This window comes from Acetobacteraceae bacterium (assembly GCA_004843345.1).
Taxonomy (GTDB): domain Bacteria; phylum Pseudomonadota; class Alphaproteobacteria; order Acetobacterales; family Acetobacteraceae.
Genome location: CP039460.1, coordinates 508,651 through 531,930, shown reverse-complemented (window position 1 = coordinate 531,930; position 23,280 = coordinate 508,651). Strand labels below are relative to the sequence as shown.

General features: G+C 42.5%; 21 protein-coding genes, 1 tRNA gene and 1 pseudogene. 11 read left to right on the top strand and 12 right to left on the bottom strand.

Annotated features, from left to right (window positions below; genetic code table 11):
- Positions 1–21 precede the first annotated feature (21 nt).
- From FAI40_02635 to FAI40_02620, 4 genes are all read left to right on the top strand, one after another.
- Positions 22–2,226: a DEAD/DEAH box helicase gene (locus FAI40_02635; protein ID QCE34323.1), complete on the top strand. Its 2,205-nt coding sequence runs from the start codon at positions 22–24 to the stop codon at positions 2,224–2,226.
- A 77-nt stretch (positions 2,227–2,303) separates the two neighbouring features.
- Positions 2,304–3,041: a hypothetical protein gene (locus tag FAI40_02630; protein ID QCE34322.1), complete on the top strand. Its 738-nt coding sequence runs from the start codon at positions 2,304–2,306 to the stop codon at positions 3,039–3,041.
- A 509-nt stretch (positions 3,042–3,550) separates the two neighbouring features.
- Positions 3,551–4,552, top strand: coding sequence for a homoserine kinase (locus tag FAI40_02625; GenBank protein QCE34321.1), 1,002 nt, complete (start codon positions 3,551–3,553; stop codon positions 4,550–4,552).
- A gap of 112 nt (positions 4,553–4,664) precedes the next feature.
- Positions 4,665–6,329, top strand: coding sequence for a peptidase S10 (locus FAI40_02620; GenBank protein ID QCE34320.1), 1,665 nt, complete (start codon positions 4,665–4,667; stop codon positions 6,327–6,329).
- A gap of 76 nt (positions 6,330–6,405) precedes the next feature.
- Here the strand turns inward: FAI40_02620 and FAI40_02615 are convergent, their stop codons facing one another.
- Positions 6,406–7,014, bottom strand: coding sequence for a gluconokinase (locus tag FAI40_02615; GenBank protein QCE34319.1), 609 nt, complete (start codon positions 7,012–7,014; stop codon positions 6,406–6,408).
- A 316-nt stretch (positions 7,015–7,330) separates the two neighbouring features.
- Between FAI40_02615 and FAI40_02610 the strand changes: the two genes are divergently transcribed.
- Positions 7,331–8,902 (top strand): mannitol dehydrogenase family protein, encoded by a 1,572-nt coding sequence (locus FAI40_02610; GenBank protein QCE34318.1) that lies wholly within the window; start codon positions 7,331–7,333, stop codon positions 8,900–8,902.
- 59 nt (positions 8,903–8,961) lie between these two features.
- Here FAI40_02610 and FAI40_02605 read toward each other — a convergent pair whose 3' ends face one another.
- The 7 genes and pseudogenes from FAI40_02605 to FAI40_02575 all read right to left on the bottom strand — a co-directional run bounded on the left by FAI40_02605 (position 8,962) and on the right by FAI40_02575 (position 14,184).
- Positions 8,962–9,903, bottom strand: a complete 942-nt coding sequence (locus tag FAI40_02605; GenBank protein QCE34317.1) for a dihydroorotate oxidase — start codon at positions 9,901–9,903, stop codon at positions 8,962–8,964.
- Positions 9,904–9,940: 37 nt separating this feature from the next.
- Positions 9,941–10,127 (bottom strand): annotated as a pseudogene (locus FAI40_02600) (hypothetical protein).
- 249 nt (positions 10,128–10,376) lie between these two features.
- Positions 10,377–10,778: a hypothetical protein gene (locus FAI40_02595; GenBank protein ID QCE34316.1), complete on the bottom strand. Its 402-nt coding sequence runs from the start codon at positions 10,776–10,778 to the stop codon at positions 10,377–10,379.
- 207 nt (positions 10,779–10,985) lie between these two features.
- On the bottom strand, positions 10,986–11,642 hold the full coding sequence (locus tag FAI40_02590; protein QCE34315.1) for a LysE family translocator: 657 nt from the start codon (positions 11,640–11,642) through the stop codon (positions 10,986–10,988).
- Between the two features lie 72 nt (positions 11,643–11,714).
- Positions 11,715–13,352, bottom strand: coding sequence for a hypothetical protein (locus tag FAI40_02585; GenBank protein QCE34314.1), 1,638 nt, complete (start codon positions 13,350–13,352; stop codon positions 11,715–11,717).
- Between the two features lie 31 nt (positions 13,353–13,383).
- Positions 13,384–13,662, bottom strand: a complete 279-nt coding sequence (locus tag FAI40_02580) for a hypothetical protein (GenBank protein ID QCE34313.1) — start codon at positions 13,660–13,662, stop codon at positions 13,384–13,386.
- 30 nt (positions 13,663–13,692) lie between these two features.
- The gene (locus tag FAI40_02575) at positions 13,693–14,184 is read right to left on the bottom strand and encodes a GAF domain-containing protein (GenBank protein QCE34312.1); all 492 of its coding nucleotides are present in this window, start codon (positions 14,182–14,184) and stop codon (positions 13,693–13,695) included.
- A gap of 178 nt (positions 14,185–14,362) precedes the next feature.
- Between FAI40_02575 and FAI40_02570 the strand changes: the two genes are divergently transcribed.
- A complete protein-coding gene (locus tag FAI40_02570; GenBank protein QCE34311.1) occupies positions 14,363–15,046 on the top strand; it encodes a hypothetical protein in 684 nt (227 codons plus the stop codon).
- A 12-nt stretch (positions 15,047–15,058) separates the two neighbouring features.
- A complete protein-coding gene (locus FAI40_02565) occupies positions 15,059–15,775 on the top strand; it encodes a hypothetical protein (protein QCE34310.1) in 717 nt (238 codons plus the stop codon).
- 210 nt (positions 15,776–15,985) lie between these two features.
- Here the strand turns inward: FAI40_02565 and FAI40_02560 are convergent, their stop codons facing one another.
- Together FAI40_02560 and FAI40_02555 are read right to left on the bottom strand one after the other, a co-directional pair.
- Positions 15,986–16,510 (bottom strand): hypothetical protein, encoded by a 525-nt coding sequence (locus FAI40_02560; protein QCE34309.1) that lies wholly within the window; start codon positions 16,508–16,510, stop codon positions 15,986–15,988.
- Positions 16,511–16,554: 44 nt separating this feature from the next.
- A tRNA-Arg gene (locus FAI40_02555) sits at positions 16,555–16,631 on the bottom strand.
- A gap of 334 nt (positions 16,632–16,965) precedes the next feature.
- Between FAI40_02555 and FAI40_02550 the strand changes: the two genes are divergently transcribed.
- The 4 genes from FAI40_02550 (at position 16,966) to FAI40_02535 (ending at position 21,970) form a co-directional block, all read left to right on the top strand.
- Entirely contained in the window at positions 16,966–17,475 is a 510-nt protein-coding gene (locus FAI40_02550; protein ID QCE34308.1) for a DUF3576 domain-containing protein, read from the top strand.
- A 70-nt stretch (positions 17,476–17,545) separates the two neighbouring features.
- Positions 17,546–20,191, top strand: a complete 2,646-nt coding sequence (locus tag FAI40_02545) for a leucine--tRNA ligase (protein ID QCE34307.1) — start codon at positions 17,546–17,548, stop codon at positions 20,189–20,191.
- 25 nt (positions 20,192–20,216) lie between these two features.
- Positions 20,217–20,933 (top strand): hypothetical protein, encoded by a 717-nt coding sequence (locus FAI40_02540; GenBank protein QCE34306.1) that lies wholly within the window; start codon positions 20,217–20,219, stop codon positions 20,931–20,933.
- A 29-nt stretch (positions 20,934–20,962) separates the two neighbouring features.
- The gene (locus tag FAI40_02535) at positions 20,963–21,970 is read left to right on the top strand and encodes a DNA polymerase III subunit delta (GenBank protein ID QCE34305.1); all 1,008 of its coding nucleotides are present in this window, start codon (positions 20,963–20,965) and stop codon (positions 21,968–21,970) included.
- Positions 21,971–22,025: 55 nt separating this feature from the next.
- Here FAI40_02535 and minE read toward each other — a convergent pair whose 3' ends face one another.
- The gene (gene minE, locus FAI40_02530) at positions 22,026–22,292 is read right to left on the bottom strand and encodes a cell division topological specificity factor MinE (GenBank protein QCE34304.1); all 267 of its coding nucleotides are present in this window, start codon (positions 22,290–22,292) and stop codon (positions 22,026–22,028) included.
- Between the two features lie 14 nt (positions 22,293–22,306).
- Positions 22,307–23,113, bottom strand: a complete 807-nt coding sequence (gene minD, locus FAI40_02525) for a septum site-determining protein MinD (protein ID QCE34303.1) — start codon at positions 23,111–23,113, stop codon at positions 22,307–22,309.
- Positions 23,114–23,280: the final 167 nt, after the last annotated feature.

Below are 23,280 nucleotides of genomic sequence, written 5' to 3'. Positions count from 1 at the left end.
AATGCGTAATGGAGAAATGTGATGCGTAATGAAATTTCCGCAATTCAGCTTAGGCCTTATCAAAGAAGAGCGGTCAATGCGGCGCTGGATGATATTCGCAACGGGTCTAATGCGGTGATTATTGAAGCGGCTGTCGGCGCAGGTAAATCTTTTATGATTGCTGCGATTGCGCATCGTTATTGCCGTTTAGGTGAGAAAGTTCTTGTTGCGCATCACAATGCCACGCTCTGCCAGCAGAATTTTGAGAAATTTAATTTATTACGCAAAGAGGGAGAGCCTCATAAAGCGTCTCTTTTGAGCGCTAAGCTGGGGGTGAAAGACAGCAGCGGAGATGTTATTTTCGCAACGATTGGGTCGCTTGATTTAGAGGAGATTCAAAGGCTTAATATTGGTTTGCTGATGATTGATGAATGTCATCGTGTCAATAGCATGAGAGGCCAGTTTTATGAGCTGTGCTCGCTGCTTTCGGATATTCCTTTGATTGGATTTTCAGGCACGCCATGGCGTCTCGGAGAGGGGCTTATTTACGGGCAGGAAGAAAGTATTTTTGAAAAAGTCTCTTATAAAGTCGGTATTGAAGAGCTTGTTGATAAAGGATTTTTATCCCCCTTGGTTCTGCCAGAGGCGAGAGTGACACAGCTCGATTTCAGCTCTCTTATTCCCAATTCCAAGACGCTGGATTTTGATACGATTGATCTGGAAGAGTTTTATGAAACGCAGCTGGGCGTCATTATCCCGGATATGCTGGAGAAATCGCAAGGCCGGCGGAGTATCTTTATTTTCTGCCCTTCTGTTAAATTTTGTGAAAAGCTCAATGAAGGGTTGAAGGAAGTCGGTGTCAGCTCGGAAATTATAACGGGGGAGACTCCCCAGTTCAAAAGAGAAAAAATTATTCAGGATGTTAAGGACGGCGCAACCCGTATTGTCGTGAGTGTGGATACGATGACAACCGGTGTGGATTGTCCGCCTGTGGATTGTATTATTGCGTTACGGCCGACACTGTCATCTGCGCTTTATGTTCAAATGGTCGGGAGAGGGCTTAGAATCAGTCCTGAAACGAACAAAGAAGACTGTCTTCTTTTGGATTATGCGAATTGGATGAATGAGCATGGCTATCCTGAGGATGCTAAGCCTCCCCTTTCCAAAGAGGATATAGGTCTAGGCATAAATGGAAAGCGCCGATGCAACGCCTGTTCTTATTTGAATCTTCCAAATGCGAAGCGTTGCGTTTCTTGCGGAGAGCCATTGGGAACGCCCCGCATAACGGATATCGCAAATTTAAATAAAGGCTTTATTTTTGAAATTAAAAAGTATGAGCTGAACCGGATTCAGGAAGGAATAGAAATTATTTTGATGAATCCTGAGTCTTCCCCCTCTTATATAAAGCTGTTTTTTTCTAAAAAAATAAAAACAAATTTAGAAAAGGAGGCAATGAATGCTCTTACCTTTGGGCTTTTGGAAGGACGCCAAAAGGGGCGGTTTGTTAAGAGCAGCCGTGACGATTATGCAAGATTTATAGAATGGATTGAAGAGGAGGAAGAGGAATTCTTTTTCACGCAGAATGGTCCTTTAACTTTTGACGAGGATAAGGCCGACGAGCATAAGGCCATCGCCATGGCGCCTTTGGAGAATTTTTCGGAGGAAGATAGCGGCTCAGGCAGAGGAGATACTGCGGATCAGCGCCCTGACTCCGATTTGACCAAAGAAGATGAACGCCGTGATGCTTTCGATAAAAAGAAATACGATGCGGTAATGCATGGCCTAGGCAAAATCTTTGATGAGGAAAACTATGACCCAAAGGAAGATGAGCTTACGCCAGAAGTTCTTGAAAAATCTAACAAGTTCTTAAAAGGGCACGGCTTGTACGCAGATGAAGATGGCGCGCTTTTCTGGCTTGAAGGCAATGACGGAGACGGCGCAGTCGATAAAGCAGACGAAAAATTAGAGAGCGTGGAAAAAGCTGTGCGCTTTACGATGGTTAATCCAAGAGTGCCGTTTAAAACATATACAAAACGGAATGGGCATTACGGCGTCATGTCTGAGATTTTCTGCGAGGGAGAAAAAGAAACGTTATATTTTCCGTTATCCTGTGAAAACAAAAAGGAGGAGAAAGCGGCTAGAAAATCTTTGGCCCTATGGAAGGAAGGGATAATTTCGGAAAAGAGAGAGGCGATTTTAAAACGAAACGCTTCGGGGATTTTGGAGTTTGTCAGATTTATTGACTGAAGAATAATCTTAAAAGGCAATGAAGCCTTTTTTGATGGTTTTGAAACAATGCGTCTAGTTCGTAATGGAGAGATGTGATGACGATTGATGATGCGTCTTATAAGGAATATTTAAGAGAACATCTGAGAGAACGGATGATGTCAGGTGTGCAATGTTTACACGCACATGATATGCATGTTCCAGAAAGTCTTTTTAGTGCTGTTAATAAAAAGACGTGGCCAATTATTGCCGATGATGCTGGTTCATATTGGCGTAAAACTTGGGTTAATTATTTTAATAAGTCTTTGAACGGAGAGGCGCTTCATTATCTCTTTGTAAGGGCTAACGAGCAGACAGATGGCAGGGTGATTCCACGCTGGATGCGTTTAGATTCTTTTTCTTTATGCTGGTTTGAGGCTAATCAATTATTGAAGGAATGGTGCCTTAATCGTGAAGCTCTCTCTGCCCTCCGTTGCGCTGTTTCAGATGATGGAAAATTATTACTTTTAGGGCAGGTTACAGAGTATTCACCGAAAGAACTTATTAAAGAAATTTGGAAAGAGATTAGAGGGGTATGTAAACAACATGCAATGCGGTGTGCTGCACTTGCGATACAGGGGAAGCTGATGCCAAGTGATGCCTTCCCTGAGATTAAGGAGCATCCTCTTTCTGTATATGATGATTCGCTACCCTTTAGTGCTTTCGATCAGCTTACTAAAGCACTTGATGAAGATTCTGGCCCCCGTCTTCAACAAATGTATGAACAAAATTTTCCAGAAGCGAAAGCTGGAAAATTAGTTTCACCAAGTGAGCATCGTAAAAACAAGAAGCAATAGCCTACCGAGAGATCTACGTATTCAAATGATTTTAGGATGAGATTCTTTAGTCTCATCCTATTATAGAATTATAAGGCGTTTCAAAATTGTTAAGGGGTAGGTTATAAAGTTTTGCTGAATGATTTTATTTTAAATTGGAATTCATCTTTTATCGCGTCACCATAAAGACACAACAGAACAGCCAAAACATATCGCAGATGGCAAAGAATAGTCTTTTTAAAATAAAGCCTTCTTCAGGCTCTGTTAAAAGCACAAAGATCCGCCAGCAAAAATAAAAACTCATCCATCCCCAAAAAATGTAATAAAGTACATGCGTCATCTGTTTATCTGTCCTTAATTGGAAGCATCTTTATATCGACAAAAATCTTTATAAAGATGGATTTCTCTTTACGTCATTTACTTTGTCTTTCTCTATTGAAAGAAAGTATTCGTTCTGGAGATTAATATAGAGTGAATTTTAATTTTTAACGCTATAAATTAGCTGATTATGAATTTTAATAGGGATAGTTATGGCGGTTTATACCCCTGTTTCTTGGGAAGAGGCGCAAGCGTTTCTTGCAAAATATGATTTAGGAGCGTTACAGGATTTACGTCCCATTAAGCAGGGGACGGAAAATACAAATTTTTTTCTAGATACCGCACAGAATGGGAAAATTCATCATTTTGTTCTGACTTTGTTTGAAAAACGGGTGAAAGAGGCAGATTTGCCTTGGTTTATCGGTTTTGTAAAATATTTGGCGGAAAATCAGTTTCCTGCGGCAACGCCTTTTCCACAAAAGCAAGGGGAGTTGATTGGACGTTTAAATTCCCGCCCTGCGTTGATTTCCAAATTTTTAGAGGGGCAGAATAATCCCTCTCCGATTACGCCAGAAATTTGTGCGGCGCTTGGGAAAAATTTGGCAAAATTTCACTTGATTGGGCAGGGGTGGAAAACTCCCCGTAAAAATGATCTTGGCATAGAGAGTTGGACAGCTCTTTTAAAACAAAGTGAGGCCGATAAAGAGAGTCGTTTTCACACGTTGCATCTTTATGCAGAGAAAGCTTTGAAGCGGATTTTGTCTGACTGGCCTTTAAAAAATGAGATGCCGCAGGGGCAGATTCATGGGGATTTATTTCCCGATAATGTCATGTTTACAGGATTTGAGGAAAAAGGTGAGATCAGTCTTTCGGGCATGATTGATTTTTACTTTGCCTGTACGGATTTTTTGGCTTGGGATTTGGCTATTATTTTGGCATTTTGGTGTTTTGATGTGAATCAGGACGGAGAAATCTTGTTTAAGTTGGATTGTGCCCAGTCTTTTTTAAAAAGTTATGAATCTGTGCGCGCTTTAACAAAACTGGAAAAGCAAAAACTGCCTCTTTTCTGTCAGGGGGCTGCATTACGGTTTCTTTTAACCCGTTTTTATGATTGGACGCATTGTCCAAAAGAAGCCTTTGTAAAGCCCAAAGATCCTTTTGATTGCCAGAAACGGCTTCATTATTTTGCAAATACAGAGGAAATAGGGCTGTAACGGTTCTTTTGAAAAAGCCCTTTCCTTTGTTGAGGGGATAGGTAAGAGTGAAAAGAGTTTTTGCCGTTGCGCATTTAAATAAAAAAGCAAATAAATTAAAGAGAATAATGCAATGAAATTTCCTTCTAAATGCTTTTTAGGATTATTGGCCTTTTCGTGCCTGAGCAGTCCTGCTTTTTCAGCATCTAGTCCTAATATGGCAGCAGGGCATGAAAGTGAAAAAGCGACAGCAAAGAATGTGCAAGACAGCAATGTCTCTGGAACGATTACTTTGAATGCGGTGCCGATTGCCTATCATGCCGTTTCGGGAACATTAAGCGTTCATGACGCAAAATATGATGATTCTGATAAGATTTTGAAAGAACGTGGTGATCTTGAAAGCACTGATGAGGAATCTAAAAAATCAGATGACGAGGATGCGGCTAAGAAAAATCCAGCGGTCGCCTCTATGTTCTATACGGCCTATTTTAAAGATGGGGCACAGAAAGAAAAACGCCCGATTGTTTTCTTTTATAATGGGGGCCCAGGCTCTTCTTCTCTTTGGCTACATATTGGCTCTTTCGGACCGGTCCGTGTTGTAACGCCTGGCGATAGCCATTTGCCAGCGCCGCCTTATAAGCTTGCGCCAAATGCGGAAAGTTTACTTGATATTGCAGATCTCGTGTTTATTGATGCGCCGGGGACTGGCTTTGGGCGTATTGGCGGTGATAAGGCAGAGGAAACCTTTTTTGGGGTGGATGGCGATGCGCATGCCTTTGCGTCTTTTATTGAGAAATTTTTAACGAAATATGATCGATTTAATTCGCCACGTTATTTGTTTGGAGAGAGTTACGGAACATTGCGTTCTGCGGTTGTCGCTAAAGAGCTTCAGCAAAATGCAGGACTTGATCTGAATGGCGTGATTTTACTTTCACAGATTTTAAGCTACGACAATAATATTGATACGCCTGATTATAATCCGGGGAATGATATGCCTTATGCCTTAGCATTGCCGACTTATACGGCAACGGCTTGGTATCACCACCGTTTAGGTGAAAAGCAGGCGGCAGAACTTCAGCCTTTGTTAAAAGAGGTGGAAGATTTTGCGATGAATCAATATCTCCCAGCTTTGAATAAGGGCAGTGATCTTTCTGATGAGGATAAAAAGGCGGTTGCGCAAAAGCTTCATGCCTATACAGGTCTTTCAGAAGCATATCTCCTGCGTGCAGATTTGAGAGTGACAGGTTTGATGTTTACGCAGGAATTACAGCGTGCTTCGGGATTAATCACAGGACGCCTTGGAACAGAATATAGTGCGCCTGCGGTGGATTTGATGGAAAAAAATAGCCTGTATGATCCGCAATCCGATGCGATTAGCTCAGCCTATGTTTCAACCTTTAATCAATATGTCCGTCAGACGCTGAAATTTGGTGAGGGAATGCCTTATCGTTTTATGAATGAGTCGGCAGAGGAAAAATGGGACACATCCCATAAATTGCCACAGGCAGGCAGTGATCCTTATAAGGGCACAACGAATGTAATGTCTGATTTAGCCTTAGCGATGAAGACTAATCCAAACCTTAAAATCATGCTTAATGGGGGATATTACGATTTGGCAACGCCTTATTATGAAGGTCTGTATGAAATGAATCATTTGCCTATTCCGCAAGATTTAAGGAAGAATATTGAGATCTATCAATATCCAGCAGGACACATGGTTTATTTAAACCAAGATGTTTTGAAAGATTTGCATAAAAATGTTGCAGGTTTCATTAAGCGCACCAGCGAAAGCCAATAAGCTTTAAGCCGTATCAGAATAAAACCCCCGCTTTTATGAAAAAGCGGGGGTTTTTGGCTTTTTAGTGTTTTGATTTTTAGACTTTTCTGTCTGTATCCGCAGCAAGAGCGGCGGCTTTTGGATCATCTAGGTAGCCAGGCTGTGGGTAAGGAAGCTTTTTAAGTTCTGCCACAACTGTGTTGATGATTTCTTCGAGAGGGGCATCTGCTGGAACGACAATGACAGGTTCGTCTGCTGTTGGCTCTTCGAGGGTTTTGAGCTGGCTGTCAAGCATGCCAGGCTTCATGAAATGACCCTTGCGGTTTGCAAGGCGTTTTTCAAGTTCAGCACGGGATGTTTTAAGATAAACAAAACGGACGGGAAGGCCGCAAGCCAATCTTTCACGATATTGTCTTTTAAGCGCAGAGCAGGTGAGGATTGCGCCTGTGTGTTTTTGGGCTTCGCCACGCAGCCATTCACGGCATTTGCGAAGCCAAGGCACACGGTCTTCATCATTGAGGGGAATGCCAGCAGACATTTTGTCAACATTAGATTGAGGGTGAAGTGAATCCCCTTCCTTAAAGGCGAGACCAAGGCGTTCTGCAATGGCTTTGGCAACACAGGATTTACCTGTACCGCAGACGCCCATAACAACCATAGGATATAAAGGGAGGGAATTTTTTTCTGGCGTACTAGACTGTGACATAGCTCATCAGTTCCATTCAGTTTCAGGCATGTATAAAAACAGTTATACCTGCTTTTGATAGAGGCAGGTTGTTTTTACCCCATGCGCTTCAATAAATAAGGATGTTTTTCCTTACCTGTGTCAAAAGATGACATCCTTAAAACCAACTTGAATTCTATAGAAGAGAAAACGAAATCTGCAAAGCACTTAATAAATTAAAGTGATTTATCTCCCTCGAGATTGTGTTAGGGTTTTAATATTAAGATGAAGAAAGACAGATTAGACTCTGCTTTTCTGAAAGGCTTAGATCATCGTATTTCCTTAGGAGATTCTCGAGATGTCGCTTTTTAAGACAGATAAAAAAGAAATTGCTCTCAATAACGAGACAATTTCAAAACTTCCGAACTCAATTACAAGGCCTGCTTATGACCGGTCGAAGGTTACAACAGGTATTGTTCATTTTGGTTTGGGTAATTTCTATCGAGCCCATCTCTGCGTCTATTTAGACCGCCTTTTGCAGGCGGGCGGACATGACCACTGGGGCATCACTGGCGTTGAGGTGATTGCCAATACTGTTAATCAGCAAAAAATGAAAGATTATGCGGCGCAAAATAACCTTTATACACTGACAAACTTTAAAGAAGACGGAACACATAAAGCCCATTTAATTGGCACTTTGTGCGACTATCTTTATGCGCCAGAAGATGGTGAAAAAGTTCTGAAAGTTTTGACAGCGCCTGAAACAAAAATTGTTTCTTTGACCATTACAGAGGGTGGTTATAACATTGATGCGACTTCGGGCGCTTTCCGTTTAGAACATCCAGACGTTAAGCATGATCTGCAAAATCCTCAAAACCCTAAAACGGTTTTTGGTTTTGTTGTGGAAGCATTGGCACGCCGACGTGCTGCTGGTTTGCTTCCGTTCACTGTGATGTCTTGCGATAACGTGATGCATAACGGCAAAGCAGCTTTTAAAGCCTTTACCAGCTTTGCTAAAGCAAGAGATGAAGAGCTCGCACAATGGATTGAAAAAGATGTGGCTTTCCCTAATTCCATGGTAGATCGTATTACCCCAACTTTAAGCCAAGAGCGTAAAGAGTACGTTAATAAATTAAATGGTATTAATGATCTTGTGCCTGTTCTTGCAGAGGAATTCCTCCAATGGGTATTGGAAGATAATTTCAGCAATGGACGTCCAGATTTTGACAAAGTTGGGGTTCAGCTGATCTCTGGTATTTCTGTTAATGGCGGCATTTATGCAAGCGGCAGTAATCCACAAGAAGCAGGTTCTGCACCTGTGATTGATGGGTTTGAGCATGTAAAACTGCGTGTTCTTAATTCAACCCATTCAATTTTGGGCACTTCAGGCATGCTGGAAAATATTGATTATATTGACCAGACACTTGAGAAAAAAGCGATTAAAGATTTCGTCATGGCGGTCTTGGAAAAAGATGTTTTACCAACGATCAAAGCACCACAGGGCGTTAATTTAAAACAATATGCACGGGTAACGGTGGAGCGTTTCACCAATCCAGCGCTTGGAGATACCTGTTCCCGTATTGCTGGTGATTCTGTTTCTAAAGTGAATGTTTTCTGGGCGGAGACCGTTAAAAATGCATTGACGGGTTGTACAGAAATTAAGCGTGTTGAGGTTATGTGCGCTTTACTGCTGGAATATTTACGTGGACGTCGCTGTAACGGTGAAGTGTATGCATTAAATGAGCCAGCTTTAAGTCCTGCACAGATGGAAATTGCTAAAAATGGTTCGCAAGATGAAGGTTTCTCTTTGCCTTGCTTCGATGCCGTTAGAGGTTATTTAACCGCAGAATTTAAAGAAAAAGTGAATGCTTATAGAGGGCAGATCCGCAGCAAAGGTGTTTTTGCTGTGATGACCTCTGTTTTGTCGTAAAACGTTCTTAAAAAGCTTTTGAGACAAAGAAGCCCCCCTCGTTAGAGGGGGGCTTGCCTTTAGGCGAGAGTTTTGAGTTTACTTCGGAAATCTTGAAGTGTTTGATAATTTTTCTGCTGCATGATTTCAGAAAGCTCTTTATTCAATCGGGCAAAAATCTCTGGCCCTTCCCGCCAAAGCTCCGTTCCGATTTGGACAAGATCCGCCCCGCATAAGACATGTTCAAAAACATCTTGACCGGTTTTGACACCGCCTGTCCCGATGATGCGGATTGTGTCGTTTAAACGCAGACGCATTGCACGCACATTGGCTAAGGCCGTTGCCTTAATCATTTCTCCCCCTAAACCGCCAAAACCGCCTTTGGGACGGATAAGAGCGGTTTCGCTTTCAAGGTCAATGGCGAGACCATTGCCGACAGAATTGATTAAATTAACATAGGCAAGCTTAAATTCATTTAGAATTTCAGCAACCGCATCAAATTGAAAGAAATCAAAATAAGGCGGTAACTTAATCCCTAAATCTTTATTGAAATGCGAAAAAGCTTCTGAGAGAACCTCTTTCATTGCTTTATAATCATAACCGACTTGTCCTTTGCCAATGACATTTGGACAAGAGAGATTGAGTTCTGTGAGGCCTTTAAAACCACTTTTTTCAACCTTTTGCAGCATTTCCATATTTTCAGAAATACTAAGCCCTGAAAGAGAGAGAATAACGGGAGGATGTGTGCCTTCTTCCTGTTTCCGAAGAGCGTAATCTAAATAATAGTCAAAGCCCAGATTGGGCAGTCCCATAGAGTTGATACTGCCAATTTCAAGCAGTTCTTGACGGGGAAGGGGGTTGCCTTCCCTTTTTTCCAAGGTAGCGCTTTTGGTGACAATACCACCAGCTTGGGAGCTAAGAATGAGGTTAAGTTCTTTTTCCGTTTGGCAAGACACCCCAGCCGCATTCATCAGAAGATTGGGAAAAAGATGATTTCCAATTTGAGAAGAAAGATTTGTCATGAGGGAATCCTTAAAGGAAAATTTGAAATTTTAAAACCTAGCGACGTTGTTTAAAAATAAGGTTCAGCACTTGCTGGAAAAGCTCTCCCCAAATTTTATTTTTTCGGTAATAATAGCGGTTATAGAGCGCTTTTTTTGGGATCTCTGATCCAGCCATAGCCACGGGGCATTTTTAGACCAAATTTATTGATAATAAAACGCTTGAGAGAGGTTCTCCGCTGCAAATTTCTTTTTAAAGTCTGGAATACGAGAGCCTAAGCCCCAATCATTTGACATATTGTTTTTCCTTGAGATGGCAGAAGAGAGTTCTTCTACCTTTACGTTTTTTTAGAAAAGGTGCAAAATAACGTGAGAAGTTTTGGAAAACAATTTTGTGACCCTATTTTAAGGAGAGACTTGAAATGATCATGGGGATTACGATTACGCTCATGTCTTTGACGGTTCCGATTATTCTTTTCAGAAAAAAATAAGGCTTATTTGTCGGCTTTGAAGGCTGTGTGCTTCAAATGCGGTGAAGCTTGGCATTTTTCGATTTCAGTGCTGAGACGGTCAAGTGTGCGTTCTGCATTCTTCAAATTAAGCGCCGTTGGGACGTGAAATGCGGATTGTCCTGCACGTGGGTGGCGTGAATTTTCTTTTAGATGTTCAATGATTTTTTCTGCCTTTTTATCGGCTCGATTGAGCTGTGGGCATTTAAAGTTAGCAACAGTATTTTCTTCAATTTTGAGTTGCTGGTAACGCTTTTCTAAAAACTGTGTTGCTTTTTGAGCCTTGATAACCCGTTCTGCATGGGTTGTGTGGTTGATAATGCCACTTTGGCAACCTGCGAGTGCAAAGGCAGAAAGAGAGAGAAGAGAGGTGATAAAAAGTTTCATGGCCTTAGAGTATTGCCTTTGGCTCGTGTCTAAAGAATTTCTTAAAGAAAACGCATCTCAGGAGAATTTTCATGAAAAGGACAGATTCTTGAAAATCCCTTAAAGAAGCGATCTTAAAAAAGAATGCAGGAATGTTCGCTGTATCGCTGATTTAAAAAATCACGATAAAGGAAAGCAGCAAAAAAACGACAACAACAATAATCATTTTTAATTCGGCGCAGAGGTGAGAGCAATCTGAAGGGCAATGAGGAGCAATATAAACCCTGCAATGCCTTCAAACCAGTCTCTGACACGATCATTTCGCAGCAAACGGGTCATTGGCGCTGCGAGGAAGGCCACAAGCACTAAATAACCAGCCTCCATAAGAGATTCCGAAATGCCGTAAAAAAGTGTCCATGGTTTAAAAGGCTGCCCGTGGGGAATGAAAGGTGTAAAAATTACTAAAAACATCAAGGCAACATTGGGATTTAAAACAGAGGTGAAATAGCCCTGTTTAAAGCCTGCGAAGAGCGTATTTTGCTTTGCTATATGTTTATGAGTGGGATTTTCCTTCATAGGGTCTGTATTACGGACAGCGCTCCAGATAAAATTCAGGGCAATCCAGACCAAATAGGCGATGCCAACCCATTTAATAAGTTGAAAAATTTTAGGGGAAGCCATGACGAGATCGCTCAAGCCAATAATGGAAGCGATACACCATGTAAAAATTCCAAATCCAACACCGATTCCAACACCGATGCCTGCACGGCGTCCAATGGTTGTGGTGGTTGAAATCGCAAGAAGAAGTTCCAGCCCTGGTGGAATATCAATTAAAGCAGCCGTCATAAAGAAGGCACTGACAGAGGATATAAAGGGCGAAATCATAAAAATTCTCAACGATATTACATTGTTTAAATAAACTTTGAACAGAACATATTTAAACGAATTTAGCCAGTTTTACTTTGGTTCTGGCAGGTCTTGTGCGCAAAAAGAGACAGTCTTCGTGATGTTTTTGCAACCAATATGGTCAAATTTTTCTTTGAGCGTTTCAATAGCGGCGAGACGTTTTTTTCCTGTTAACACGAATAAAGTTTTTGGGGTTTCGCTTGGAATAAAAGGCTCTTTGTCTTTGAGCGGGCAAGCGGCTTTTTCAGGTGTTCTTGCTAAATACATAGAGTTTTCAGGAATATCTTTGAGGGAAGCAGCATAAACAGCCCGAATAGAATCATAGAAATCATCCGAAAAGGAAGTGCATTCAATGCGGGGATAAATTTGGACAAAATCATGCTTTTGAACAAAATTAATATAGTTTTCTTCTTCTTGTGTGGGGGCTGCGGCATAGACGGACGTTCCGCCATCTCCCCAGTGGTGACCACGTTCAATCGTTTGCAGGGCAATAGCGCCAATCATGACAGGAAGCCAGATTTTCCATTCTAAATTTCTGAGCAAGTAAATGGTGCAAAGAATAATGAGATAGGCAACAGGCCAGAAAAAACGTCCGCAAGAGCGCAAATCCTCGGCGCATGGAAACGGAAGTGTGAAATCTCCAAATAGCGCATGGCCTGCGAAATGAATTTGTCCCGTTGCAATAAAAAGGAGGCCAAAAACACTTAGGAAAAGTCCAGCATGGCGCAGGAAAAGATTTTTGAGTGTGTAGAGGCGGCAGGCCAACGCAACGGCAAAGGCAGAAAGGAAGAGAAGACCTATCCCAAGATATTGGAATCCTTCCATCGAACCATTGATGGGTTTTGCGTGGAAAATAGGTGAATTTTCTGGCCAGAAAGGTGCAAGAAGATCCATGGAATGGATTTTAAAATCGCCCCCAATTAGGACAACATTATGGGTATAACCGCACGTGAGCATGATAATGACGATGAGGAGAAGAGCCCCTACAAGACCTAAGGCGGCTTGAATTGCGAGGGGAATGTTTTTGCGGAAAAAGGCAGAAATAGGTGCTCCAGCCGCAATAGCAAGAATCATCACGCATAAATAAGGATGGATTAAAAAGCTTAAGCCTGCCCAGAAATTTAGAAAAATGCTCCATTTGAGACTATCATTTCGGACAGTTCTGAAATAAGCGCCAAGGGCAATGAGCAAAATCCATTGGCCAAAGAGGGCAACATGAATTCCTCTAATCCACCATGTTGGCAGTGTGCTGGCAAGAAGCGCAATGGCGATAGCGCTTTTAATATCTTTTACGCCCATCGACCGCAGTGCGAATACTGCAGCAATGGGCTGAAGAAGAATAGACAGGCAATAATAAGGGGTAATAGACTGGATATTTGCGCCTGTTAGAGAGGCAATGCCTTTAATAAATAAAGAAAAAAGCGGGATGGCATCCATTTGCCCAACGCTGGGCGTGAATGGATACTCCAGACTAAGTTCTGTGAAAATGGGCCAGTGCCAAGGTTCGTTTAGAAAATAGAGACTGCCAATGAGATGCTGGAGGTCATCCCCTTCAAGGTGGAAGACGGCTTCTGAAATTTGTCCATACCACGCAGAAAAAGGCGCTGTGATAAGCAGAAAAAACAGGCCAATAAAAAAAGCGCTTAGATAAGAAATCAAACTTTTTTTCTGAAGAAGAGAAGGCAGCATGGGAATAAACACAGAATTTTTAGAGGGGAAATTAGAAATCGAAAGGCAGGCTTAAATGGCCGATAATAGGTCGCTTAAAATGCTGTTTGAGGTAAAGACGAACATGGGGATGAATTTCATATTCTCCCCGATCATTAGGCTCTTCACAAACGACATGAAAAGCGTTGAGCTTTTCCCAATCTTTCAGCTCAAAACTTCGGCCTTGAAACATATATTCCCGGAGGGCATACGCAACGCCAGCACGGAGTGAATCCCACATTTGCCGTCCATGTTCATAATCAGACATGCCATCGGTTTGTAAAAAAGGCATTCTCTGCACTCCCTGTACTTTATTTAAAAGTTAAGATGCGTTTGAAAGCTGATCCAGTCTTTGTGCCAGCTCAGAGACAATTTCTTCTAAAAGAGTTTGGTCTGTTTCGGAGAAACGTCCAATATTGGGGCTGTCAATATCAAGAACGCCATAAAGCTGTTTTGCGCCGAGAATAGGAATGACGATTTCGGAATTGGATGCGCTGTCGCAGGCAATATGTCCTTCAAACTCATGGACATTTTCAATCCGAAAGGTTTTGCGTTGAGAAGCGGACGTACCGCAAACGCCTTTGCCAAGCGCAATACGGGTACACGCAATGCGCCCTTGAAAAGGGCCAAGAACCAGCTCTTGGGAAGAGAGAAGGCGATAAAAACCAGCCCAGTTAATCCCGTCAAAAGTTTCAAAAATTAAAGCGGAAAGATTGGCTAAAAGCGCAATCTCGTCCGTCTCATTTGAAATAAGACCTTTTGCCATTAAGGGCAGGTCTTCCAATTTCATTTTTTCTAAAGGGGCAGTACTCATAAAAATAGATGGCATTTTATCTGTAAAAAAGTAAAGCAAAATTTTTTATAAAAAATTAAGCAGGGAGAATAGAAAAAGCGAATTTTTTTTATGCGAGAAAAGAAAATTCTGATAAATTGACACCAGCAAGGGCTGGGTTAGCGTTTAGCCTTTTTATTGGGACTGGATTTTAGGAAATATGCTCAAAAAAATTCTTTTTACCGCTTTCTGTGTAACGTCTGTTTTTGGTTTAGATTCTGCTTTTGCAGGGGAAAAAGCGGCTGAAAAAACGCCAGCTTCAGGCGATAGCGGAATGGATATTGCCGTAGGGCAAGACCTTCATCTAAAAGAATTAGATGGTGCTTGGGTTCAGTTAGAGCATTATATTCCAAAAACACATAAGACAGATATTTGCGTTGCTGGTGCGCGCGATCAGACATTGGTTTTGAGAATTTCTGGAGAGGATCTTCAGGTTCGAACCTATGATTTGAAATTACACCTCACGCCTGCAGATTCAAATAAAATCGATATTGCCTTGGAAGACGGTTATCGTACCCATTTTGATATGCGCAATCTTGATAAAAGAGGGTTTGTTGCAGATGTTTCTCTTGCCAAAATGAAGGAATTATTAAAAGAGCTTGAAAAAGGACAGAAAGGAACGATTACCTACGATACGGTGTATCGTCACGGTCAGAAAACAAAAAAAGTAAATACGACACATACAGACAAAGTTTTTGCTGCCTTTAGGGATTGCGTGCGAGAGTATCATTTTGCGCCATTAGAAGCGCCAAAACCTCATAAAAAAGTGAAAAAATCTTCGTCTGAAAAAATTGTTTTCCCAAAAGCAGGTGAGCAAGGGAAGGCTGATATTAAATCTAAATAAGGGATAAGACGCTTGAACAAGAAATGCTTTTTCACCTTGTTGGTCACAGGGTGTATGATTTTTTCCCATCAGGTCTTTGCAAAAGCCAAAATGCCCTCTCCAACGATACAAGAGGCTTTGCAGCCGACGGCCTTGGGGGGCGGAATGTATTTGATGAAGGTTGGCGGCCTATGGGGTTCTGTGATGCACTTACCCCAGCCGGAAACGCCAAAACTTTTACCGAAGAAACACGAAAAAATTTCGGATAAGAAAGCAAAAAGCCCTCTCGAAAAGCCAGATCTTTGTGTTGCGAGCGATCAGAATCAGATTTTGCTTTTAAGGGCTTCCGATAATGGTCTCGAGGTGCGGTCTATTGGAAAAGGCTGGAATTTGGAGAAAGATGCGCTGACTTCTGTTAAAATAGGCGTTGGATCGGCATATAAAGCAGATTTGACGATGCAGGCTTTAAGCGATGATCAGATTGGCGTTCCTGTAAATTTAGAGCAAATGGCACGCCTTGTTGAGGTGCTTTCTGATAATGATGAGGCTGTTTTGACCTATCGTCTTAAAGAGAAATCTTTGGAGAAAGGGAAGAAAGAAAAGACAGATTCTCAAAAAACCAAAGAAGAAATTCGGAAGGTTTCTTTAAAACTCGCAGCGCCTGTTTTCGATAATTTTAGAGAATGTGTCCGTTTTAGTGGTTTTCTTCACGCTAAAGATGCAAAGTCCGTAGAGGCAAAAAAAGCATAAAGTGTTGATTCGTTTTTGAGGATGGAAGAAAAGCCCTCGATGTTCCGAGGGCTTTTTATATGTCATTCTAAAACAGTTTCCTTACAGACGGCATCATCTTTTTGGTTGTGTTGGGGGGAGAAGATCAATCTGCCAATTTTATCGGTAATTTTTGCCAGATAAGGAGGACAAGGGAGTATAAAATTCAAAAGCCAAGCGTAAAAAATTTATTTAATCATCTTTGCCAGAAATAGCGCCTTCTGGCCATTTTGGTTCTGGGAAATTTTTGTTTTTGGAGCGTCCTTCAATAAAACCTGCCGTGAGGCGACCTAATTTTGAAGCCGGATTATAAACATAAGCCGAAGCTGCGTTTCCCGTTTCTGCCATGCAAAGCGTGGTTTCTGTTTCTAAAAATTTTCGGGCTTTTTGATACTTGATTTCATTTTGATTGTCAGGCGTGTTGTTTAACACAAGTTTAGAAACGATTTTCCCGTTTTTTACGCCTTTTTCGATGTGGCAGTTGGTAAGTTTTACTTTTTTTGCAGACCAGACAAATCCCATATATTGGGCATAGGTTTTAGGATTGCCTTTGTGATCGAACTTGTCGCTATGAAGGCTTGAAATAATTTCCCCTTTTTGGACGTGATGTCCAGCTTCATCGCTAAAATTAGAGAGCGCAACACCCTCGCAAATATCGGCGAAAGCGGTTGAGGAGGTGTAGAAAAGGGCAACAATTGCAAAGAAAAGAGGTTTCATTCGTTTTGTTTGAAGAGATGGAAAGAGGACTTTTAAAGGGGAGATGGTGTCCACAGTTGGATTCGAACCAACGGCCCCAGGATTAGGAATCCTGTGCTCTATCCTACTGAGCTATGCGGACAATACCCCCATGGATACCCCATTGAATATTTTTATACCGAAGAGTTTTTAAAAAGTCATTAAATGAGGATGCTTTTTTTAAAAAACATACATTGTTTGAAGAAGAGAAAACAGTCCTAGGGTAATAGAAGTGGCCTTAGATGAATAAGGATTTTTAGGCGTGACCGCTCTTTTTATCTTATGGGATCGTGAACTTTTTGTTTAAATGATAAGCCGAAAGGTAAAATTTGCTGTAAAAAATGCTAAAATTGTTCTTAGTTCACAGATAAAGATAAATTGTGGCATAAGTTTCTAGTGAGAGACTGAACTTGAATGAGAGTTCCATAAAGGGAAAAATGAAGACTATGACTCTGCCAAAATGTATTAAAAAACATGCGTTTGCTATTTCTCTGGTGGCGTTTATGGCATTGGCAGGCTGCGCCGAAACCCGAAATCCAGAGATGCTTGTAAAGCCAAAAAATCATTTGGTTGGTGTCGATCGTGGTGCAGAAGGTGGAAATGACAGCCTTCGTGGTGGAGTGAATGCCTTTATTTGGCGTGGGGCGCTTGATACGCTTTCCTTCATGCCTTTAGCTTCTGCGGATGCGGTTGGGGGTGTTCTTTTGACGGATTGGTATGTGCCGCCGACAACCAAAGAAGAGCGCTTTAAGATTGCGGTTTATGTGTTGGATCGCCGTTTACGTTCGGATGCGTTAAGGGTTTCTATTTTTAGGCAGGTTCACCTTTCGCGCAATAGTTGCGGGGAAGATGGGTGGGAGGATACACCTGTCGCTGGCGAAACTGTTTCAGATATTACGGCGCGTATCCTAGAGCGTGCCAGACAGTTGCGTGCCCATAATCTCTAAAAATTTCAAACAGATTTAGGCGTTTTGCTTTTAGCATAGAATTTAAAATATATTTTCGGAATTAGATGAAATGACAGACAATCAGACGGTGGATAAAGAGACTCCCTTAAAAGAGAGGGAAGTGATCTGGCAGGAAGCATGGGATAAAAAAAAGCTTTTTGAAATTTCAGATTCCGAAATTAAGAATCCAAATGCGCCGAAGCCTTATTATGTGATGGAAATGTGGCCATATCCTTCAGGGCAGCTTCATATGGGGCATGTGCGCAATTATGCCCTTGGAGATGTGGTCGCACGTTACCACCGTGCGCGGGGGAAGCAGGTTTTGCATCCAATGGGGTGGGATGCCTTCGGCTTGCCAGCAGAAAATGCAGCAAGGGAAAGAGGAACACATCCAGCAGCTTGGACAAAATCCAATATTGCGGCGATGCGGAAAACTTTAAAACGCTTGGGGTTTTCTTTTGATTGGAGCCGCGAAATTGCAACTTGTGACCCTGAATATTATGGGGCACAGCAAAGAATTTTCCTCGAATTTGTCAAAGCAGGTCTTGCAGAACGCAGAGAGTCTCAGGTGAACTGGGATCCTGTTGAAATGACTGTTTTGGCCAATGAACAGGTTGTGAATGGCAGAGGCTGGCGTTCAGGTGCTTTGATTGAAAAGAAGACACTTTCCCAGTGGTTTTTACGCATTACAGATTTTGCAGAGGAGCTTCTCCAAGGTTTAGAACAAGCGCCTTTGAAGGAAGGGTGGCCAGAGCGTGTCCGTATTATGCAGGAACGCTGGATTGGTAAATCTGAAGGGACAAGTTTAAAACTCAAACTTGTTAATTCAGCAGAAGAAATTGAAATTTTCACGACACGCCCAGATACTTTGTATGGGATGTCCTTCATTGCGTTGGCGCCAGACCATTCTTTGATGAACGAAGTTGCAGAAAAGAATGAGGCTTTAAAAGCTTTCCAAAAAGAATGCGCACAGTTGGGCACGTCTGAAGAAACACTTTCAAAAGCAGAAAAGAAGGGGATGGATACGGGGCTGAAAGTTCAGCATCCTTTTCTTGAGGGTAAAGAGATTCCTGTTTGGGCCGCAAATTTTGTGCTTTCTGATTATGGTACGGGGGCTTTATTCGGCTGTCCTTGTGCAGATGAGCGTGATTATGAATTTGCGACGAAATATAATTTAGATATTCCTTATATTGGATGCCCTTCAGGCGTTTCAGAGGAAGAGATTACAAAGGCCGTTTCAGAAAAGAAATTCTTGCCTTTTACGTCAGGCAAGATGATGAATTCTCCTGCTTCGGGCGAGAAGACAATTGGGCCAGATTTGAACGGTCTCAAAATTTCAGAAGCAAAAAAGCGTGTTATTCATTTCCTCGAAACGCAGAAAATAGGTCAGAAGGAAATTAATTACCGTTTAAGGGATTGGGGGGTTAGCCGTCAGCGTTATTGGGGATGTCCTATTCCGATTATTCGCTGTGAAAGCTGTGGCGATGTTACTGTTCCAGAAGATCAGCTCCCTGTTCAGTTGCCAGAAGATGCAGATTTCTCTGTTTCTGGTAATCCTTTAGACCATCACCCAACATGGAAACATGTTGCTTGTCCAAAATGTGGCAAGGCTGCGCAACGTGAAACCGATACGCTTGATACCTTTGTTGATAGTGGCTGGTATCCTCTGCGTTATCTTTCCCCTGATGCAAAGGCGCCTATCAACAAAGAAGTTGCATCGCGCTTTATGCCTGTAAATCAATATATTGGTGGGGTAGAGCATGCAATTTTGCATCTGTTATATGCACGCTTTTTTATGCGTGCTTTGCAGAAAGCAGGCCTTGTTGATAAGGCAGAGCCGTTTGCAAGCCTCTTTACGCAGGGCATGGTAACCCATGAAAGCTATAAATTAGACGATCAATGGCTCTATCCAGAAGAGGTTGAGATAAAAGACGGTAAAAAACTTCATAAAGAAACAGGACGTGAGGTTAAGGTCGGACGTTCTGAAAAAATGTCTAAATCCCGCCGAAATACGGTTTCTCCAGAGGCTATTATTGCAGAATATGGCGCAGATATTGCGAGATTATTTGTCTTATCCGATACACCGCCCGAAAGAGATCAGGAATGGACAGCGGAGGGGGTCGCAGCCTCTGCCCGTTTTGTTCAGCGAATTGAAGCACTTGTTGCCCGTATTTTAGAAGAAAAAGGCACCTCCCAGAGCGATTCAAAAGATAAAGATCAGGCGCAGAAGCTTCGTCAGAGTCTTCATAAAACGATCAAAGCTGTTGGAGAAGCTTTTGAGGCTTTCGTTCCGAACGTGGCTCTGGCTCGTTTGCATGAGCTAGTGGCGGCTATTCGAAGCTCTTTTGAGAGTTCAGGGAAGGAGTCACAGCAGGCACGCCGTGAGGCTTTGGAAATTTTAGCTGTGTTAATGGCCCCAATCATGCCACATTTGGCAGAAGAAGTGATTGCGAATCTTGATCCGAAAGGAAAATTGGCTGCGGAACGTTTATGGCCAGAGGTTAAGGCAGAGTTTTTGGAAGAGAATACACAAAAGCTTGCGGTTCAAGTGAATGGCAAGGTTCGTGGGGTACTTGAAATTCCACTTGGGCTTGAAGAAGCAGAAGTGTTAAAACTGGCAAAAGCGTTGCCGAATGTGATGCAGGCAATGGATGGAAAGCAAATCGTTAGGGAAATTGTTGTGAAAGGGCGCATTGTAAATTTCGTTGTAAAATAAACGCTCTGGAACAGGATGAGAGAAATTGAAAATTGCTAAGAAGATAAAATATCGTTTTTTAATTCCGCTTTTAGCATTGCCTTTTTTGGGCTTGTCTCAAAGCGCTTGCGGTTTTCATCCTCTCTATGGGAGTACGGGAAAAGATGATCCCGACGTTCAAAACGAAATGCAGAAAGTGTTTGTTGCGAATATCCCAACACGTTTCGGGCAAGAGATGCGCTTAGCCTTACAAGAAGAACTTTCTGGATCAAGCAGTGAAGATCCTCAAGGGTACATTGTCAGGGTAATGGGGAATATGCAAACTTCGGCCATTGGAACGCATTCAGATAATACGTCAGGCCGATCCCAGATGGTTGGTTCAGCAACTTGGCATTTATATAGGGTCGGACCAGACCCCAAAATTTTGGCATCAGGGAGTGCAAGCGCCTTAGACGGTTATGACCCCACCATTGATGAAGTTTTTGCAAAAAATCTAGACAATCAAAATGTGGAGGCCCGTGTTGCCAGGGCTTTGGCCGCTCAAATGGCACAGGGAATAGCTGTTTATTTTAAATCAGGCGCTCAATCTGTCGCCCATCACCGTTGGAAAACAGGTAAATATTTGGATCCAGATGATCAGGAGGGTACAGGCGTCGCAACAGAGGGCAATATTGCGCCAGATGGCATGCCAGATTCAGTGCTTGGTTATACGTCGCATGATGTCTCGACAGAGCCTGGGGGCAGCACAGGACAAGATGAGTAAAGTTTCTTTTTTGCCAAGAGCGGTGTTTTATGAAAATCTCCGTTAAAGAGACGCAATCTGTCTTGGCTACACCCCAGAAATATCATGGAATGCTTTTTTATGGGGATGATATAGGGCTTATCTCGGAACGAACCAAAGCACTTGCTCAAAAAGTCAGTGAAGCAGACTCTTTTCGCTTAGTAACTCTTGGAAATGATGAAATTTCCCGTCTCGCAGAGGAATATGGCGCACTTTCTTTTTTTGGAGGACGTCGTGTCATTGTTCTGAGAGAGGTCGCCGATACCGTCTTAGAACCTTTAAAAACTGTTTTAGAGGTAACGCCTGCTGAAGATTTAGAAGCCCCCTTGATTTTAATGGAAGGGGGAGGATTAACGTCAAAATCCCGCTTGCGAAAATATGCGGAATCTTCTTCTAAAATTGCTGCGATTGGGTGTTATCCGCCGACAGGGCAGGAAATTTCGGATTGGGTTAAGCGAGAATTGTCTCAGAGAAAGGTGAAATTGACGCATGACGCGGAAATTTGGCTTGCAACCCATATGGAGGGGGATCGGGCGTTACTCCGTTCTGAGATTGAAAAATTTTGTCTTTATGCAGATTTAGAAACCCCTCTCGATAGAGAAGATTTAGAAAAAATTACAGGGGATACGGCTTCTGCGGATATGGGGGAGGCGATCCAATGGGCTTTGGCTGGCAATTATCCAAAGGCAGATGCTGCTTTTCGCCGTGCATTAAGCGAAGGACAAAATCCAATAGCTTACGCAAGAGTTGTTCTTTATCAGTTACGCCGCTTAGAGGCCGCACGGGAAAATGTCGAAAAAGGAATGAGTGTTGCCCAAGCGGTGGCTGGTGTGCGTCCGCCCGTTTTTTGGCGTGATCGGGATAAGTTTGCTTTATCTGTTCGGAATTGGTCGCTGGAAGGGCTTCGTAAGGCAGGGAAGGCCACGCTTCAGCTTGAAAAAGCGTGCAAACAGAATGGACCGCCAGCAGAATTGCTGGCATGGCGACACCTCGCATGGCTTTCCAGGAAACACACCTAATTCTATTAGAGCAGCTTATAAAAACGGCCTAAAGGTACTTAAGGTGTTTTCTGAATTAACGTCCTAGATTTTTAGGAACTTCGATGTCAATCTCAACGCGGGACTGATCAGCTTGCTCTGTTAAGCCAATATTGAGTTTTTGGCGGTCAATTGGGAAATATTTCTCAACGACAGCCAAAATATCTTCTCGCAAATTGGCCAGCAAAACTTGGTCTGGGCCAGATCCACCGCGTTCATGCGTTAAAAGGATTTGGAGTCTTTCTTTTGCAACAGAGCTTGTTGCTTTTCTTTTTTTACTCCGAAAAATACCTAGCATAATCACCCCTTTCTAAGGTATCAACGCCCGAATAGAAAACCAAGAAACCCACGTTTCCCCGAAGGAACAACAAGCTCAAGTTCTTCACCTTGCAGTCGCCGTGCAGCATCTTCATAGGCTTTTCCTGGAGGACTGTTGGGGGCATAGATCGTCACAGGCTCACCTTTATTGGAGGCCTCGAGAATAAATTTACTCTCAGGAATAACGCCAATGAGTGGAATAGAAAGAAATTCTTCAACTTCCTCGACCTTGAGCATTTCCTCACGATCTGCTCGGACAGGATCAAAACGTGTAATGAGAAGAAACTTTTCGACACGCCCACCTTCCGAAGATTTTTTAGTCCGACTGTCAAGAAGGCCGATAATTCTATCAGAGTCACGGATAGAGCTGACTTCCGGATTTGTAACGATAACAGCTTTGTCCGCAAAATACATGGCGTGTTTTGCGCCATCCTCAATGCCAGCAGGGCTGTCGCAAAGAATATAGTCAAAGCTTTTGGAAAGTTCTTCGATAACTTTCTCAATACCTTCAAGCGTTAGATTTTCTTTATCTTTTGTTTGAGAAGCCGGCAGGATAGAAAGTGTTTCACATTTTGGATAACGGATGAGAGCCTGCGCTAATTTAGCATCACCTTGAATAACATTAATCAGATCAAAGACAACACGACGCTCGACACCCATGACCAGATCTAGATTTCGGAGGCCGACATCGAAGTCAACCACGACCACGTTCTTCCCAGTTCTTGCTAGCGCAGCGCCCAAAGCCGCTGTTGAGGTTGTCTTTCCAACGCCGCCTTTACCAGAGGTAACAACAATGACTTCAACCATAAACCCGGCTGGCTCCTTCGTACGAAAATATCAGAATGTTTTTAAACATATCCCGACAAGGATAAATAGAAAATCTGTTAGAGTTCCTAGGGGACTATACTATGTCTTCTCCTTAAAGAAGCAAGAAAAAGTAAAGAAAATAAGAAACTAAACGAACCTGTGTTATT

What these genes read in the sequence shown, in the direction of transcription:
- FAI40_02635 (QCE34323.1), top strand. Translation starts at nt 22, where the DNA reads ATGCGTAATGAAATTTCCGCAATTCAGCTTAGGCCTTATCAAAGAAGA.
- FAI40_02630 (QCE34322.1), top strand. Translation starts at nt 2,304, where the DNA reads ATGACGATTGATGATGCGTCTTATAAGGAATATTTAAGAGAACATCTG.
- FAI40_02625 (QCE34321.1), top strand. Translation starts at nt 3,551, where the DNA reads ATGGCGGTTTATACCCCTGTTTCTTGGGAAGAGGCGCAAGCGTTTCTT.
- FAI40_02620 (QCE34320.1), top strand. Translation starts at nt 4,665, where the DNA reads ATGAAATTTCCTTCTAAATGCTTTTTAGGATTATTGGCCTTTTCGTGC.
- FAI40_02615 (QCE34319.1), bottom strand. Translation starts at nt 7,014, where the DNA reads ATGTCACAGTCTAGTACGCCAGAAAAAAATTCCCTCCCTTTATATCCT.
- FAI40_02610 (QCE34318.1), top strand. Translation starts at nt 7,331, where the DNA reads ATGTCGCTTTTTAAGACAGATAAAAAAGAAATTGCTCTCAATAACGAG.
- FAI40_02605 (QCE34317.1), bottom strand. Translation starts at nt 9,903, where the DNA reads ATGACAAATCTTTCTTCTCAAATTGGAAATCATCTTTTTCCCAATCTT.
- FAI40_02595 (QCE34316.1), bottom strand. Translation starts at nt 10,778, where the DNA reads ATGAAACTTTTTATCACCTCTCTTCTCTCTCTTTCTGCCTTTGCACTC.
- FAI40_02590 (QCE34315.1), bottom strand. Translation starts at nt 11,642, where the DNA reads ATGATTTCGCCCTTTATATCCTCTGTCAGTGCCTTCTTTATGACGGCT.
- FAI40_02585 (QCE34314.1), bottom strand. Translation starts at nt 13,352, where the DNA reads ATGCTGCCTTCTCTTCTTCAGAAAAAAAGTTTGATTTCTTATCTAAGC.
- FAI40_02580 (QCE34313.1), bottom strand. Translation starts at nt 13,662, where the DNA reads ATGCCTTTTTTACAAACCGATGGCATGTCTGATTATGAACATGGACGG.
- FAI40_02575 (QCE34312.1), bottom strand. Translation starts at nt 14,184, where the DNA reads ATGAGTACTGCCCCTTTAGAAAAAATGAAATTGGAAGACCTGCCCTTA.
- FAI40_02570 (QCE34311.1), top strand. Translation starts at nt 14,363, where the DNA reads ATGCTCAAAAAAATTCTTTTTACCGCTTTCTGTGTAACGTCTGTTTTT.
- FAI40_02560 (QCE34309.1), bottom strand. Translation starts at nt 16,510, where the DNA reads ATGAAACCTCTTTTCTTTGCAATTGTTGCCCTTTTCTACACCTCCTCA.
- FAI40_02550 (QCE34308.1), top strand. Translation starts at nt 16,966, where the DNA reads ATGAAGACTATGACTCTGCCAAAATGTATTAAAAAACATGCGTTTGCT.
- FAI40_02545 (QCE34307.1), top strand. Translation starts at nt 17,546, where the DNA reads ATGACAGACAATCAGACGGTGGATAAAGAGACTCCCTTAAAAGAGAGG.
- FAI40_02535 (QCE34305.1), top strand. Translation starts at nt 20,963, where the DNA reads ATGAAAATCTCCGTTAAAGAGACGCAATCTGTCTTGGCTACACCCCAG.
- minD (QCE34303.1), bottom strand. Translation starts at nt 23,113, where the DNA reads ATGGTTGAAGTCATTGTTGTTACCTCTGGTAAAGGCGGCGTTGGAAAG.